This is a genomic window from Caballeronia sp. ATUFL_M2_KS44, assembly GCF_023630965.1.
GTDB lineage: Bacteria > Pseudomonadota > Gammaproteobacteria > Burkholderiales > Burkholderiaceae > Caballeronia > Caballeronia concitans.
Genome location: NZ_JALQEA010000006.1, coordinates 210,483 through 224,286 on the forward strand (window position 1 = coordinate 210,483; position 13,804 = coordinate 224,286).

Below are 13,804 nucleotides of genomic sequence, written 5' to 3' on the forward strand. Positions count from 1 at the left end.
GTCGGCTCCAGGTTCGTGGGTCAGGAATTGCGATGCAGGTTCATCATCGCGCGTTCGGTTTCGCCCGCGACGACGAACGGCATGACGGCCAGCGCGCGCTCGATCGACTGATCGATGACATCCTGCTCCTCGCGTCGCGGCGGCTTCAGCACGAAATTCGCGACATCGGGCTTCGCGCCCGCGCGCGCGCCTTCGGGAATCAGATCGCGCGGATGCCCGATGCCGATCCGCAAGCGCCAATACTGCTGCGACGACAGATGCGCCGAAATGTCCTTGAGTCCGTTGTGTCCGCCGCTGCCGCCGCCGAGCTTCATCTTGACGGTGCCGGGCGGAAGATCGAGTTCGTCGTGCGCGACGAGAATCTCGTCCGGCAGAATCTTGAAGAACTGCGCCACCGCGACGACCGATTGCCCCGAGCGGTTCATGAACGTCTGCGGCTCCAGCAGATGAATTTCGTGGCCGTGCAGACGGCCACGGCCGTAATGGCCGTGAAAACGCCGCTCGTCGCGCAGCGTGGCGCCGGCGTCGCGCGCCAGTTGGTCGATGAACCAGAAGCCCGCGTTATGCCGCGTCGCGGTGTATTCGGCGCCCGGATTGCCGAGGCCGACGATCAGCTTGATCATGTCGAATCATCGCGAGCCGCGAGCCCGCTTCGTTTAGTGCGAAAAAAACCCGCCGGGGCTTGCACACCGGCGGGTCGCGTCGACCGTTCGAGGAACGGATCGAGAGGATACTACAGCGTGCTTACAAAGCCGCTCGTGCAGGCACTCAGGCAGCCGGCGTTTCGCCAGTTGCGTCAGCAGCCGCGTCGGACTGCTTCGCAGCCGGAACGGTCGCCGATGCTACCACCGGGTTTTCCGCCTCGACGTGCGCGGTCAGCGCGACGCCCTTCGGCAGCACGATGTCCTTCGCGTGCATCGTCTGGCCCGCTTCGATCTTGGCCAGATCGATTTCGAGGAACTCAGGCAGATCGCCCGGCAGGCATTCCACTTCCAGTTCCGTCGCGACGTGCGAGATGACGGCGCCCGCGAGCTTCACGGCCGGATTCGTCTCTTGGTTCATGAAGTGCAGCGGCACCTTGGTGTGCAGCTTCTTCGTCGCGTCGACGCGCTGGAAGTCCACGTGCAGCACGAGCTGCTTGAACGGGTGATATTGCACATCGCGCAGCAGAACTTGTTGCGAGCTGCCGGCGACTTCCAGGTCGAGAATCGACGAATGGAAAACTTCCTTCTTCAGGGCATGCCACAGGGCGTTGTGGTCCAGTTCGACCAGTTGAACGTCCGAAGCACCACCGTACACGATACCCGGGGTCTTGCCCGAGTTACGCAGGCGGCGGCTCGCACCCGTACCTTGCTTGCTACGCTCGAAAGCGACGACTTTCATATTCGACTCCTCTATCTGCCCGCGACCAGGCAGGGAAACCGGGATCATTGAAATGTCTGATCCCCATAACAAACGGCGCGAACCTTCGTCCGTTCGCGCCGATCAAGCAAAAACGCGAAGCCCGAGCCTCGCGTTCCTTGCCAATTCTTTTAGCCTTCGGCGAAGAGCGACATGACCGAGTCGCCGCGCCGGATGCGGGAAAACGTCTCCGCGAGCAGGCCCGCGCTCGACAGCGGCCGAATCTTCGGGCACGCGAGCGATTCCGCGGACAGCGGGATGGTGTCGGTCACGACGAGCTCGTCGAGCTGCGAAGTCGTGATGCGCTCCGCCGCGCCGCCCGACAACACCGGGTGCGTGGCGTACGCGAAGACCTGCTTCGCACCGCGATCCTTCAGCACTTGCGCTGCCTTGCAGAGCGTGCCGGCGGTATCGACCATGTCGTCCATGATGACGCAGGTGCGGCCTTCGACTTCACCGATGATGTTCATCACTTCAGCGACATTCGCCTTGGGACGGCGCTTGTCGATGATGGCGAGATCCGTGTTCATCTGCTTGGCGAGCGCACGCGCGCGCACCACACCGCCGACGTCCGGCGACACGACCAGCAGGTGGTCGTGGTTCTGCTTGCGCAGGTCGCCGAGAAGAACGGGCGTAGCGTAGATGTTGTCGACGGGGATGTCGAAGAAGCCTTGAATCTGGTCGGCGTGAAGGTCCATCGTGATGACACGATCGACGCCGGCGATTTCCAGCATGTTCGCCACGACCTTCGCCGAGATGGCCACTCGCGCGGAACGCGGACGGCGATCCTGACGCGCATAACCGAAGTAGGGGATAGCTGCGGTGATCCGGCCTGCGGATGCGCGCTTGAGCGCATCGACCATGATCATCAGTTCCATCAGGTTATCGTTCGTCGGTGCGCAGGTGGACTGCAGAACGAATACGTCCTTGCCTCGAACGTTTTCCTGAATCTCGACCATGATCTCGCCGTCGGAGAAACGGCTGACCATCGCTTTGCCGAGAGGAATTCCAAGGATTTTGACGACTTCCTGTGCAAGCGCGGGATTTGCGTTGCCAGTAAAAACCATCAGGCCGTCACTGCTCATCGTGCACCTGTCTGCGGCTGGAGGCGAGAGGAAATGCTAGAGAAAGAATGGCAGGGGAGGAAGGACTCGAACCCTCGCATGCCGGAATCAAAATCCGGTGCCTTGACCAACTTGGCGACTCCCCTACACTTAACTTTGAATCTTGCCGGGAAGTGTAGGACATACCCGACAAAACAAAACCTATGACGCGAAAGCGAAGAGAGGATGATAATCCAGACTGCCTGTTACCACGCTTTTCCAGCTTGCCGGCAGCTTGGCTTGCGCCATCTCTGCTTCGGCCTGGCTGGGGAAGGCAGCAAACACGCTTGCTCCAGACCCTGTCATTCGCGCTGGTGCGAGATTGGAAAACCACTCGAGCACCTTAGCAACTTCCGCATACTTTCCTGCAACTACAGCCTGCATGTCGTTTCGACCGAAGCTGTCTGGCCAGTTTGTGTCTGACTTTTGCTGTGCAAGAAAGTCCGTTATTTTGGCGACTTCGGTGTTCCTTGTCAAGGCCTTTTCCGAAAAAATCGCTGCGGTCGGAACGTGAACGTCGGGAGTGACTACCAGGAAGAAACGTTTCGGCAATTCAACCGCCTGAAGCGCTTCACCTACTCCTTCCGCAAATGCATTTTGCCCGAAGACAAAAAACGGCACGTCCGCGCCGAGTTGCAGGGCGAGATTCTGCAGAGTTTCACGCGAAAGGTCAACTCCCCATAGACGATTCAACGCCAAAAGAGTGGTCGCAGCGTCGGAACTGCCTCCGCCAAGCCCTGCGCCCATCGGCAAACGCTTGTCGATCTCGATCTGCACACCGTAGCGGCTGCCCGTGTGCTGCTGAAGCAACCGCGCGGCCCGCACGACGAGATCGTCGTCCTGCGCCACGCCGGGTACGTCCGTGATGCGCGTGATGAGGCCATCGTCGCGGCGCGTGAAGTGCAGGACGTCGCCCCAATCGAGCAACTGAAACACGGTCTGCAGCGCGTGATAGCCATCCGGACGGCGGCCCGTGATGTGGAGGAACAGGTTCAGCTTCGCGGGCGCGAGGCAGTCACGGATCGAATCGGTGGAGGACATGCAAAAGCGGCAATAAGGCGTTATTGATCGAGCACGAGCTTGATGTCAAGCGGCGGTTCGTTGCGCGTCAGGTTCAGGCGCTTGACGCCCACGGCAGGCGCATCGGCATAGGCCAGATAGTCGATTGTCCAGCCGTCCTGTTTGATTTCCTTAGGACGACCATTGTTCGATTCCGGATCCAGCGTCGTCTCTGCGCGCGAACTCGGCGCGGCCGACGGTTGCAGCCAGTACCGCAAGCCTTCGACCGGCAACGCGAAACCGAGCGTGTTCTGCATCAGATCGGAGACGTTGTCGGCATTGACCGGCTGACGATTCGGCAACTCGAGCGTGGCGAGCGACGGCGACGATGTCACGATCGCCATTGTCTGCCCGAGCGGATTGCGCAACTGGAGCGTGACGGTGTCGCCCGTTTCCTGCCAGTCGAAGTTGCCGTAGGCGTTGCGCTGCGCGCCGTTCTGATCGTTGTACTGCACCGCGAAGCGGCCGTGATACGCACGGCTCGTTTGCGTCGACAGCGAAGTCGATGCAGCCGACGTATTCGGAACGCGCGGCTGCACCGCGCAGCCGGACAACACGAGCGCGGCAGCCGCCGCGAAGCCGAGCGCGCCGCGGCGAACGAGACGGCCGCGCGCGCCGGCGAGGAAATCGAATGCCATCAAAGATCGTTTACCTGAAGTCGTTTTAGCGTTTTGACGAGCGTATCGTTGTCGGGTTCGAGCTTCTGCGCCTGACGCCACGTGGCGCGCGCCTGATCCTGCTGCCCGGACTTCCACTGCACTTCGCCGAGATGCGCGCCGATTTCCGCGTTCGGCTGAAGGTTATAAGCATTCTTGAGGATCTTCTCGGCCTCGGCGGAATTGCCCTGACGGAAGCGCGCCCAGCCGAGACTGTCCATGATGAACGCGTCGTTCGGCGCGAGCGCGACGGCCTTCTCGATCAACTGCACGGCTTCGTCGAGGCGCTGATTGCGATCGACCAGCGAATAGCCGAGCGCGTTGAAGGCCTGCGGATTGGTCGGCTGCGTGCGCATCAGCGTGCGCAACTGCGTTTCCATCACGTCGAAGTGACCGTTCTTTTCGGCGGCCATCGCGTAGTCGTAGATGAGGTCGGGATCGTCGGGGAACGCGGCGACCGCCTTCGCGAGATTCTCCTCGGCTTCCTTGTAGCGATGCGCCTCGAAAAGAATCGCGGAATCGGTGCGGGCGAGCAGCGCCAGATCGCGCGGATCCGAGCTTTGCAGGCTGCCGATCAGCGCGCGCGCTTCATCCACCTTGCCTTGCTTCGCGAGCAATTGCGCACGCGTGACCTGCGCGGGCAGATACTGCTGGCTCGTGCGCGGAATCTTGTCGAGCCACTGGCTCGCGGTCGCTTCGTCCTTCTGTTCCAGCGACAGTTGCGCGAGATAGATGTACGCCTGGCCCGGATCGCCGTTCGGCGCGGTTTCCGCCGCCTTCGCGTACTGGTTCAGGTAGTCCTTCGCCTTGTCGAACTGCTTCTTCTGGATGTTGATGAGCGCGAGCGCCATCAACGGCGTGAGGTCCTTCGAATCGTTCTTGCGCATGATCTCGAACTGCTTCTGCGCGTCGTCGAGTCTGTCGGACGACAGATACAACTGCGCCAGCGCAAGCCGCGCGTCATGCGATTTCGGATTCTTGTCGAGATACTTCTCGAACGAAGCGATGCCCTCGGCGCGTTCCTGCGGCCCCATGCGGGCGAGCGTCAGCGCAGCGGGCAGATAGTCCGGGCGAAGCTGAAGCGCCTTTTCGAGCGATGCCTTCGCGCCCGGCTGATCGTCCGCGAGCAGTTGCTGACGCGCGAGCGCGAGCTGCGTTTCCGGGCGGTCCTGATCGTTCGCGGTGAGGTCCTTCAGCACGTTCAGCCCGCCGACGCGATTCGGGCCGCGCGCGAGCAAGCTCTGCAGCGAGAGAATGGCTTCGCCGCGCTGTTCCGGCGCAACCTTGGCGAGTTCGCGTTCGAGCGTGGGCTTCGCGTCATCGGGCTTGCCCGACACGATCAATAGCGACGCGCTCAGTTGCGCCGCGCGTTCCGAATGCGGCGCGAACTGCTGCCAGAGTTGCGCGGACGTGAGTGCGTCGTTCGGGCTTTGCGCGGCAATGGCGATTTCCGTCGCACGCTGGGCGAAGCGCGGATCGTGCGTGTCGCGGGCGAGCGAGAGATACGTCTGATACGCGGGCGCGGGCTGGCCGCGCTGCAGCGCGACTTCCGCCGCCAGAACCTGGAACACGATCTGGCTGGACATCGCGACGTTCGGCAGGTCTTGCTGCTCGGCGCCGCTCACCGGCGCGGTGATGGCATCGGCGGCGGATGCGGCGGCGGAATCGTCGTCGGTCGGAACAGGCGTGGCGTCCGGCGCCTGCGCATACGCGGGCGCGAACGCGAGTGCGGCCATGGCGAGCGCCACCGCACCGGCAACGCGTGACATTGGCATGGCGAACGATTGCGTCAAGCCGGCCTGACGCTTCGCAAACAGCTTCATGACGAACGAGTTCATGGAATTCCAGACGATGTTTCGGTCGATTGTAACGCGGTGGCTAAAATACCGGCACACTCGCCCCAGCAAGTCTCTCTCCAGGAAAAATGCCAGAACTGCCGGAAGTCGAAGTCACCCGCAGGGGAATCGAACCCTACGTGGCGGGAAGGCGCGTCGAACATGTCGACGTGCGCACGCCGGCGCTGCGCTGGCCCATTCCGGCGCATCTCGCGAAGACGCTCGCGCATCTGAAAATCGAGAAGGTCGAACGGCGCGGCAAGTATCTGCTGTTCGAAACGGCGCAAGGGTGGCTCATCGTCCATCTCGGCATGACCGGGACGCTGCGCGTGTTGCGTAACGTGCCGCGTCCGCCGGATGCCGCGAAGCACGATCACGTCGATCTGATTTTCGACGACTTCATTCTGCGTTTTCGCGATCCGCGCCGCTTCGGGGCGATCCTCTGGCATCCGCGCGGCGACGGCGACGTGCTGAAGCATCCGCTGCTCGCGAGTCTCGGCGTCGAGCCGTTCTCGCCGGAGTTCTCGGGCGCGCTGCTGTTTCGTGCGACGCGCGGGCGCAAGGTATCGGTGAAACAGGCGCTGCTCGCGGGCGATATCGTCGTGGGCGTCGGGAACATTTATGCGTCCGAGAGCCTCTTTCGCGCGGGTATCCGGCCGACGACCGCCGCCGGGCGCATCTCGCTCGTGCGCTACGACCTGCTCGCGGACGCGGTGCGCGCGACGCTCGCCGCGGCCATCGAAAAGGGCGGCAGCACGCTGCGCGATTTCGTCGGCAGCAACGGCGAGTCGGGTTACTTCCAGCTCGACTATTTCGTCTATGATCGCGCGGGTCTGCCGTGCCACGTCTGCGGGACGGCGATCAGGCAAATCGTTCAAGGGCAGCGGTCGACGTACTTCTGTCCGCGCTGTCAACGCTAATCCCATGCTCGCACTCAAAGATTTCTCCAGCCGCCTGATCGCGTGGCAACGCATTCACGGCCGTCACGACCTGCCGTGGCAAAACACGCGCGACGCGTATCGCATCTGGCTTTCGGAAATCATGCTGCAGCAGACGCAGGTTTCGACGGTCATTCCGTACTACGCGCGCTTTCTCGAACGCTTTCCGACCGTGACGATGCTCGCCGACGCGCCCATCGACGACGTCATGGCGTTATGGGCCGGCCTCGGCTACTACTCGCGCGCGCGCAATCTGCATCGCTGCGCGCAGGCCGTCGCGTACGAGCATGGCGGCGCGTTTCCGCAGACCGTCGACGAACTCGCGGAACTGCCGGGCATCGGCCGGTCGACGGCGGCGGCGATCGCGTCGTTCGCATTCGGCGCGCGCGCGACGATTCTCGACGGCAACGTGAAGCGCGTGCTCGCGCGCGTGTTCGGCGTCGAGGGTTTTCCGGGCGAAAAGCGCGTGGAGAACGCGATGTGGACGCTGGCGGAATCGCTGTTGCCCGACGCCGCCGACAAGGCCGACGTCACCGCCTACACGCAAGGCCTGATGGACCTCGGCGCGACGCTCTGCGTGCGCGGCAAGCCGGATTGCGCGCGCTGTCCGTTCGCACCGGATTGCGTCGCGAATGTCGAAGGGCGGCAGCGCGAACTGCCGGCGGCGCGTCCGAAGAAAGCCGTGCCGACGCGCAAGACGTGGATGCTCGTGCTGAAGGACGGCGACTCGATCCTGCTCGAAAAGCGTCCGCCGACGGGCATTTGGGGCGGCTTGTGGAGTCTGCCCGAAGCGCCCGACGAAGCGGCGCTGGCGGCGGTCGCGCACAACCTCGGCGGCGAAGCGCATCTGGAACGCCTCGCGCCTTTGTCGCACACGTTCACGCATTTCAAGCTGGAGATCGAGCCTCGCTTGGGGCAGGCGCGCGGCGCGCCGCAAGAGGCGATGGATGCCGGCACCGTTTGGGCGCCGCTGTCGCGCATCGATTCGTTCGGCGTGCCCGCGCCCGTGCGCAAGCTGATCGACGCGCTGACCGGTTCGCTGATCTGAGCGCTACAGCAACTGATGATGCTGCATGTAGTGATGCACCACGTCGATGCGCGCGCCGGCATCGAGCAGTTCCATCAGCTTCTGGCGGGCGCGCATGGGAATCGGCAGGATTTCGGCTAAGCGGTTGGAGACCCACGTCGGATCGTCGAACAGAAAGGGCTCGACGAACGGAAGGTTCTGCGGCTCGCGCACCTTGATCGTCTCGATGATCCGCTCCAGCACTTCCGCGCACGCGCCGAACTTCGCGAGCACTTCGGCGCCTTGCAGCGGCCGGTCTTCCCCGTATAGCTCCGCCATGCCGACGAGCAGATTGCTCGGCTCCACGCGATGCGAAAGCAGCCGGAAGCGCTCCGTGCCGCGCGCCTGCACGAGCAAGAGGCCGAAGGTATCGACATCGCATTCGGTGATTTCCGCGAGACAGCCGACGCTTTCCGGCACCGAAGGATCGCCCGGAGACGCGACTTCGTGTCCGCTCTTCAGCAGGCACACGCCGAACGGCGTGCCTTCGCGCAGACAGGCGCGCGCCATGTCGAGATAGCGCGCCTCGAAAATCTTGAGCGGCAGCATGCCGCCGGGAAACAGCACGGTGTGAAGCGGGAACAGCGGCAGATCGGCTAGAACGGGATTCGAAGACATCGCGCCCCTCCAGGGGTGGATCGCCGGCGCGGCGATCAGGTTCGCGTGTGGGTCGCGCTGTCATCCACGGGGATGGGCGCGTCACGATGCCGCACGATCACGTTTGCCTCTTCGCGAAAGCGCGCGGCGAGCGCCTCTGCGATGTACACCGAACGATGCTGCCCGCCCGTGCAGCCGATCGCGACCGTCAGATAGCTGCGGTTGTCGTCGCGAAAACGCGGCAGCCATTTGCCGACGAACCCGCCGATGTCGTCGATCATCTCGCCGACCATGGGCTGCGCGGACAAATAATCGATGATCGGCTGATCGAGCCCGGTGAACGGACGCAACTCGCGGTCATAGTACGGATTCGGCAGCGTGCGCACGTCGAAAACGAGATCGGCGTCGAGCGGCACGCCGCGCTTGAATCCGAACGATTCGAACATCAGCGTGAGATCTGCGGCGTCGGTTTCGACGAAGCGCTTCACCCAGGCGCGCAACACGTTCGCGCGCAGGTTGCTGGTGTCGATCTGATGGCCGTATTCCGCAAGACCCGCGACGAGTTCGCGCTCGCGCTCGATCGCTTCGCCCAGCGAATTCAACACGCCGACGCTCGCGTCATGCACCGGCGGCCCGGACAGCGGATGGCGGCGGCGCGTTTCCGAAAAGCGTTGAATGAGCGACTGCGTGCTCGCGTTGAGGAACAGCACGCGCAGGTCATAGGCGCGCGCCAAGTTGTCGATGATCGCGGGCACTTCGTCGAGCGAAAGGCTCGAACGGGCGTCGATCGCGACGGCGAGCCGTTGCTGTCCTTCGCTCGCGAGGTAGGCGGCGAGCTCGGGCAAAAAGCGCGGAGGCAGGTTGTCGACGCAGTAGTAGCCGCCGTCTTCCAGCGCGTTGAGCGCGACGGACTTGCCGGAGCCGGAAATGCCGGTGATCAGGATGATACGCATGGGAATGTGCTCGTTCGCTTTATCTTAGCACCGGCATATGATCCGAATCGGGCGCGGGCTTCAGATCAATTTGCCGGGAAACTGGCTGTCCGGGTCCTGCATCGCCAGCCGCTGGCGATCCATGAAATCCCGCAAGGTATCGATTCCACGCAACTGCAGGATGGTATTGCGCACGGCCGCTTCGACCAGCACGGCGAGGTTGCGCCCCGCCGCCACTTGAATGGTCACTTTGCTGATCGGCAGGCCGAGCACATCGACCGTCTGGCTCTCCAGCGGAAGCCGCTGGAATTCGCCGTCCGGACGGCGCACGAGTTGCACGATCAGCTTGAGCTTCATCTTTCGCCGCACGGCGGTTTCGCCGAAGATCGTCTTGATGTCGAGCAGGCCGAGGCCGCGTACTTCCAGCAGATTCTGCAACAGCGGCGGACAGCGTCCCTCGACGAAATCCGGGCCGAGACGCACGAAATCGACGGCATCGTCTGCAACGAGACCGTGGCCGCGGCTGATGAGTTCCAGGCCGAGTTCGCTCTTGCCGAGACCGGAATCGCCGGTGAGCAGCACGCCCATGCCGAGAATGTCGATGAACACGCCGTGCAGCGTCGCGCGCGGCGCGAGAATGCGCGACATGTACGCGCGCAGGCTGTCGATGACCGCCGCCGCCGACATGCGCGTGGTGAAAAGCGGCGTCGACGATCGCGTGCAGCGAAGCACGAGTTCGGGTGGCGCGCCCACTTCGCCCGCGACGACCAGAAACGGCGGCTCCAGCGCGATCAGCTCGGCCATGTGGCGCGAGCGGTCTTCGTCGGACTGGCGCTGGTAGTAGTTGATCTCGGCGTCGCCGAGCACCTGAATGCGGTTCGGGTGAATCAGGTTCAAGTGGCCGACGAGATCGGCGCTGGATGTCGCGTTCGCGACCGTCTCGCTCGAAAAGCCGCGCTCCCAGCCTTCATGCCCGGTGAGCCAGCTGAGCTTCAGAGCGGCGGCGTTGTCGTCGAAAATGCTTTGGGCGTTGATGCTGGACGTATCCATGAGGCCGGAACTCCGTTGGAAGCCGGGAGCAGCCTTCGCGTGTCGGAGCCGTTTGCTTCGATTCGCCGCATGGCGCTGCTTTTGACCGATTGTGCCGCAGAAGCACCGCCTGCGCGAGACGACCGTGGCGCCTCGAGCGGCGCCCGACGCGCCGGAAGGCGGTTTGCAGGTGTCGATGCGGCGTTTACGGTTGCCACTGCGTGAGGACTTGATAAAGCGCCTCACGGTTTTCTTCTTTGTTCAGACGCTCGCGCGCCTCGCTGTCGGAGAGCAGTTGCGCGATCTCCGAGAGGATTTCCAGATGCTGCTGCGTGGCTTGTTCGGGCACGAGCAGGAAGATCAGCAACGAGACGGGCTGGCCGTCCGGCGATTCGAACGCAACCGGTTCGGCCAAGCGCACGAAGGCGGCGAGCGGCTGCTTCAGCCCCTTGATACGGCCGTGCGGAATGGCGACGCCCTCGCCGAGGCCGGTCGAGCCGAGGCGTTCGCGAGCGAAGAGGTTGTCGGTAACGGTGCTGCGGGCGATGCCGTTCTGGTTCTCGAAAATCAGGCCCGCTTGCTCGAATACACGTTTCTTGCTGGTAACGGACAGTCCGAGAACGACGTTCTCGATGGGAAGAAATTTGGCTAAACGATTCATGTTGGCAGGCGATGCGTGGCCTGATAGCTCCTCATCGTGGCTGCTGTCTGAAAGCGCTCACGGCGATGGTGAAACGGAAGATGCGCTTGCGGCGTTCCCTGCAGCGTTGCTGTTCGGCGACCCCATAATAACCGGACCATTATAGAACAGGCCAAAGCGCGATGGTGCGGCGCGCCATGAGCGTGTCACTGCAATGGAATGTGCAGCACAAAGTGCAAAGAATCAAGGCTTTGTGCCACGCCACCGTGAAAAGTGCAACAAAAAAGCCGCCAATTGGCGGCTTGCTTCGGGTGCCTGTCTGAGAAGGCGTCGCCGGATTCGAGGAACTCTTCGAATCGAGCCGCCATTCGAGGCGCGCTCGCCGGTCTTGCGCTAGTCAGACTTGCACGGGTTTGTCTTCGTCACCTTCAGGGCGACGGCGCTTCGGTCTGATGCACCTCTTCGCGGTACTTCACGGATTCGTGGGCGTGGCCCTGAATCTTGTCCTTGTGCCGGATGACCTGCCGATCCAGCTTGTCGACCATCAGGTCGATCGCCGCGTACATATCAGCGTCACAACTCTCGATGAAGATGTCCTTGCCCTTCAGATGAAGATTGATTTCCGCCTTGTTGCGCTTGTCCTTTTCCCTACTATGAGTGTCGACCGAGAGGACAACGTTGCCATCCATCACTTGATCGAAATGACGGAGGACCCTGTCCAGTTTCGTGATCACAAACTCGCGCAACGCAGGCGTCAATTCGAGGTGGTGTCCACTGATCTTCAGATTCATAGTTGCTCTCCAAGCTAATGGCCGTTGAACCACGGCGGCTTGCCCGATACCGGTCGGCGGGCGCCCGTTCCGTGTGCTTGTCTGAAGAAGCGCAAGGAGCGGGCCGCGCGGCCGGCTCGTACTCGCTCGCGCGATACGGCCGGTAAAAATCCGCCACGACATGCGGCGGATCACAGAGACGGGATCAAAGAGACTTGCGCAGATTCACTGCGGGGATGCGCAGCGCTTCGCGGTATTTGGCTACGGTGCGCCGCGCAACCACGAAACCCTGTTCCGCCAGCAGTTCGGCGATGCGGCTGTCTGAAAGAGGAGTTTTGGGATCTTCCGCTCCTATCAGTTGCTTGATGAGGGCACGGATCGCCGTGGACGACGCCGCGCCTCCTGTGTCGGTTGAAACGTGTGATCCAAAGAAGTACTTAAATTCAAGCGTCCCGAAGGGAGTGAGCATGTACTTCCCGGTCGTCACACGCGAAACCGTCGATTCGTGTAAGCCCAGCGTATCAGCAATCTCCCTCAAAACCAAGGGGCGCATGGCGATTTCGCCATGTGCGAAAAAGTTCTTCTGACGCTCCACGATTGCCTGCGCGACACGAAGAATCGTCTCGAAACGCTGCTGGATATTCTTGATCAGCCAGCGTGCTTCCTGGAGCTGTTGGCGCAGCGAACCGCTGCCCGGATCGCCGCGATTGTTCCGCAAGATGTTCGCGTACAAATGGTTGATCCGCAGCTTCGGCACGATTTCCGGATTCAGTTCCGCCGTCCATCCGCCCGTGGTCTTGCGCACGAGGATGTCCGGCACCACGTAATCCGCTTCGCTCTTGCCGTACGCGGCGCCCGGAAACGGCTCCAGCGACTTGATCAGCAAATGCGCGTCCCGCAGCGCGTCGTCGCTTGCCTTCAGTTGCTTGCGCAGACGCGTGAAGTCGCGTGCGGCGAGCAATTCCAGATGATTCGTGACGATTTCCAGCGCCAGCGTGCGCGTGGCCGAGGCATCGAGCCGCAGCAACTGCAGCTTCAGGCATTCCGACGCCGATCGCCCGCCCACGCCCGGCGGGTCGAAGCTCTGCAGCAAGGCGAGTGCCGCGCTGAGTTCGTCGACATCGACTTCGAGTTCGTCCGGCAAATCCGTCTGGATTTCATCGAGCGACGCAGTCAGGTAACCGTCTTCGTCGAGCGATTCGATCAGAAACGTGATGAGCGCGCGATCCCGCTGATTCGCCTGCGTCATGCGAAGCTGCGCGGTCAGATGATCGCGCAGCGTGGTCGTGGACTCGTGGATTTGCAGCGGCGGGAGATCGTCGTCGTCGGACGCGTTGTTCGAGCGGCCGTAGTCTTCGAGATTCCACGAGCTGGAATCGGCGCCGCCATCCGAACTCATGCCGTTGTATTCGTCGACGCCCTGCGGTTCGCTGCTTTCCGAACGCTCGGAGCTAGACGAACTCGAACTGGAGCCGTTGCTCATCATCGGCTCGGGCGCGGCGTTGCCCGAAGCAGGCGACGTGATGAGCGAACCGTCCGACGCGACGCGCAGCGGACTCGCGATCCAGTCGTCTTCGTTCTCGAGCAGCGGGTTTTGCGCGACGGCCATTGCCACTTCCTGCTGCAATTCGAGCGTCGACAACTGCAGCAGCCGGATGGACTGTTGCAGTTGCGGGGTCAGCGCAAGATGCTGCGATAGGCGGAGTTGGAGGCTGGCTTTCATGGCAAAGTTTTATTCATTGTAGAGAGTTTGCCACGCGCGCGAAACCTCGCAGCGA

Annotated in this window: 14 protein-coding genes and 1 tRNA gene; 2 read left to right on the forward strand and 13 right to left on the reverse strand. The window is 62.6% G+C overall.

Annotation, left to right across the window (positions count from 1 at the left end; all coding sequences use genetic code 11):
• Positions 1-20: 20 nt before the first annotated feature.
• From pth to NCR39_RS01090, 7 genes are all read right to left on the reverse strand, one after another.
• Positions 21-623 carry an aminoacyl-tRNA hydrolase gene (gene pth / locus NCR39_RS01060; RefSeq protein WP_040053050.1) on the reverse strand — a complete coding sequence of 201 codons (603 nt, stop codon included), beginning with the start codon at positions 621-623 and terminating at the stop codon, positions 21-23.
• Positions 624-768: 145 nt separating this feature from the next.
• Entirely contained in the window at positions 769-1,383 is a 615-nt protein-coding gene (locus tag NCR39_RS01065; protein ID WP_040053049.1) for a 50S ribosomal protein L25/general stress protein Ctc, read from the reverse strand.
• Between the two features lie 149 nt (positions 1,384-1,532).
• Positions 1,533-2,486 (reverse strand): ribose-phosphate pyrophosphokinase, encoded by a 954-nt coding sequence (locus NCR39_RS01070; protein ID WP_250450193.1) that lies wholly within the window; start codon positions 2,484-2,486, stop codon positions 1,533-1,535.
• A 48-nt stretch (positions 2,487-2,534) separates the two neighbouring features.
• Positions 2,535-2,611: transfer RNA gene (locus NCR39_RS01075), tRNA-Gln, on the reverse strand.
• A gap of 55 nt (positions 2,612-2,666) precedes the next feature.
• Positions 2,667-3,545, reverse strand: a complete 879-nt coding sequence (ispE, locus tag NCR39_RS01080; protein ID WP_250450194.1) for a 4-(cytidine 5'-diphospho)-2-C-methyl-D-erythritol kinase — start codon at positions 3,543-3,545, stop codon at positions 2,667-2,669.
• A 20-nt stretch (positions 3,546-3,565) separates the two neighbouring features.
• Positions 3,566-4,201 (reverse strand): lipoprotein insertase outer membrane protein LolB, encoded by a 636-nt coding sequence (lolB, locus tag NCR39_RS01085; RefSeq protein WP_250450195.1) that lies wholly within the window; start codon positions 4,199-4,201, stop codon positions 3,566-3,568.
• Positions 4,201-6,057, reverse strand: a complete 1,857-nt coding sequence (locus NCR39_RS01090; RefSeq protein WP_250450197.1) for a tetratricopeptide repeat protein — start codon at positions 6,055-6,057, stop codon at positions 4,201-4,203. Before NCR39_RS01090 ends, lolB begins: the two co-directional genes overlap by 1 nt.
• Before the next feature lie 86 nt (positions 6,058-6,143).
• Between NCR39_RS01090 and mutM the strand changes: the two genes are divergently transcribed.
• A complete protein-coding gene (mutM, locus tag NCR39_RS01095) occupies positions 6,144-6,974 on the forward strand; it encodes a bifunctional DNA-formamidopyrimidine glycosylase/DNA-(apurinic or apyrimidinic site) lyase (protein WP_250450199.1) in 831 nt (276 codons plus the stop codon).
• A gap of 4 nt (positions 6,975-6,978) precedes the next feature.
• Positions 6,979-8,040 carry an A/G-specific adenine glycosylase gene (gene mutY / locus NCR39_RS01100; protein ID WP_250450201.1) on the forward strand — a complete coding sequence of 354 codons (1,062 nt, stop codon included), beginning with the start codon at positions 6,979-6,981 and terminating at the stop codon, positions 8,038-8,040.
• 3 nt (positions 8,041-8,043) lie between these two features.
• On the opposite strand, the gene NCR39_RS01105 is transcribed toward mutY, so the two are convergent.
• The 6 genes from NCR39_RS01105 to NCR39_RS01130 all read right to left on the reverse strand — a co-directional run bounded on the left by NCR39_RS01105 (position 8,044) and on the right by NCR39_RS01130 (position 13,749).
• Positions 8,044-8,676 (reverse strand): LON peptidase substrate-binding domain-containing protein, encoded by a 633-nt coding sequence (locus tag NCR39_RS01105; RefSeq protein ID WP_250450203.1) that lies wholly within the window; start codon positions 8,674-8,676, stop codon positions 8,044-8,046.
• 35 nt (positions 8,677-8,711) lie between these two features.
• The gene (gene rapZ, locus NCR39_RS01110) at positions 8,712-9,608 is read right to left on the reverse strand and encodes an RNase adapter RapZ (RefSeq protein WP_250450206.1); all 897 of its coding nucleotides are present in this window, start codon (positions 9,606-9,608) and stop codon (positions 8,712-8,714) included.
• A gap of 60 nt (positions 9,609-9,668) precedes the next feature.
• Complete coding sequence (gene hprK / locus NCR39_RS01115; RefSeq protein ID WP_008351692.1) at positions 9,669-10,637, reverse strand: HPr(Ser) kinase/phosphatase; 969 nt, start codon at positions 10,635-10,637, stop codon at positions 9,669-9,671.
• 184 nt (positions 10,638-10,821) lie between these two features.
• Positions 10,822-11,277 carry a PTS IIA-like nitrogen regulatory protein PtsN gene (gene ptsN, locus NCR39_RS01120; RefSeq protein ID WP_040053256.1) on the reverse strand — a complete coding sequence of 152 codons (456 nt, stop codon included), beginning with the start codon at positions 11,275-11,277 and terminating at the stop codon, positions 10,822-10,824.
• A 407-nt stretch (positions 11,278-11,684) separates the two neighbouring features.
• Positions 11,685-12,047, reverse strand: a complete 363-nt coding sequence (hpf, locus tag NCR39_RS01125; protein ID WP_250450207.1) for a ribosome hibernation-promoting factor, HPF/YfiA family — start codon at positions 12,045-12,047, stop codon at positions 11,685-11,687.
• Between the two features lie 184 nt (positions 12,048-12,231).
• The gene (locus tag NCR39_RS01130; protein ID WP_250450208.1) at positions 12,232-13,749 is read right to left on the reverse strand and encodes an RNA polymerase factor sigma-54; all 1,518 of its coding nucleotides are present in this window, start codon (positions 13,747-13,749) and stop codon (positions 12,232-12,234) included.
• Positions 13,750-13,804: the final 55 nt, after the last annotated feature.

What these genes read in the sequence shown, in the direction of transcription:
- NCR39_RS01065 (WP_040053049.1), bottom strand. Translation starts at nt 1,383, where the DNA reads ATGAAAGTCGTCGCTTTCGAGCGTAGCAAGCAAGGTACGGGTGCGAGC.
- ispE (WP_250450194.1), bottom strand. Translation starts at nt 3,545, where the DNA reads ATGTCCTCCACCGATTCGATCCGTGACTGCCTCGCGCCCGCGAAGCTG.
- mutM (WP_250450199.1), top strand. Translation starts at nt 6,144, where the DNA reads ATGCCAGAACTGCCGGAAGTCGAAGTCACCCGCAGGGGAATCGAACCC.
- rapZ (WP_250450206.1), bottom strand. Translation starts at nt 9,608, where the DNA reads ATGCGTATCATCCTGATCACCGGCATTTCCGGCTCCGGCAAGTCCGTC.
- NCR39_RS01105 (WP_250450203.1), bottom strand. Translation starts at nt 8,676, where the DNA reads ATGTCTTCGAATCCCGTTCTAGCCGATCTGCCGCTGTTCCCGCTTCAC.
- pth (WP_040053050.1), bottom strand. Translation starts at nt 623, where the DNA reads ATGATCAAGCTGATCGTCGGCCTCGGCAATCCGGGCGCCGAATACACC.
- hprK (WP_008351692.1), bottom strand. Translation starts at nt 10,637, where the DNA reads ATGGATACGTCCAGCATCAACGCCCAAAGCATTTTCGACGACAACGCC.
- mutY (WP_250450201.1), top strand. Translation starts at nt 6,979, where the DNA reads ATGCTCGCACTCAAAGATTTCTCCAGCCGCCTGATCGCGTGGCAACGC.
- NCR39_RS01070 (WP_250450193.1), bottom strand. Translation starts at nt 2,486, where the DNA reads ATGAGCAGTGACGGCCTGATGGTTTTTACTGGCAACGCAAATCCCGCG.
- NCR39_RS01130 (WP_250450208.1), bottom strand. Translation starts at nt 13,749, where the DNA reads ATGAAAGCCAGCCTCCAACTCCGCCTATCGCAGCATCTTGCGCTGACC.
- NCR39_RS01090 (WP_250450197.1), bottom strand. Translation starts at nt 6,057, where the DNA reads ATGAACTCGTTCGTCATGAAGCTGTTTGCGAAGCGTCAGGCCGGCTTG.
- lolB (WP_250450195.1), bottom strand. Translation starts at nt 4,201, where the DNA reads ATGGCATTCGATTTCCTCGCCGGCGCGCGCGGCCGTCTCGTTCGCCGC.
- ptsN (WP_040053256.1), bottom strand. Translation starts at nt 11,277, where the DNA reads ATGAATCGTTTAGCCAAATTTCTTCCCATCGAGAACGTCGTTCTCGGA.
- hpf (WP_250450207.1), bottom strand. Translation starts at nt 12,047, where the DNA reads ATGAATCTGAAGATCAGTGGACACCACCTCGAATTGACGCCTGCGTTG.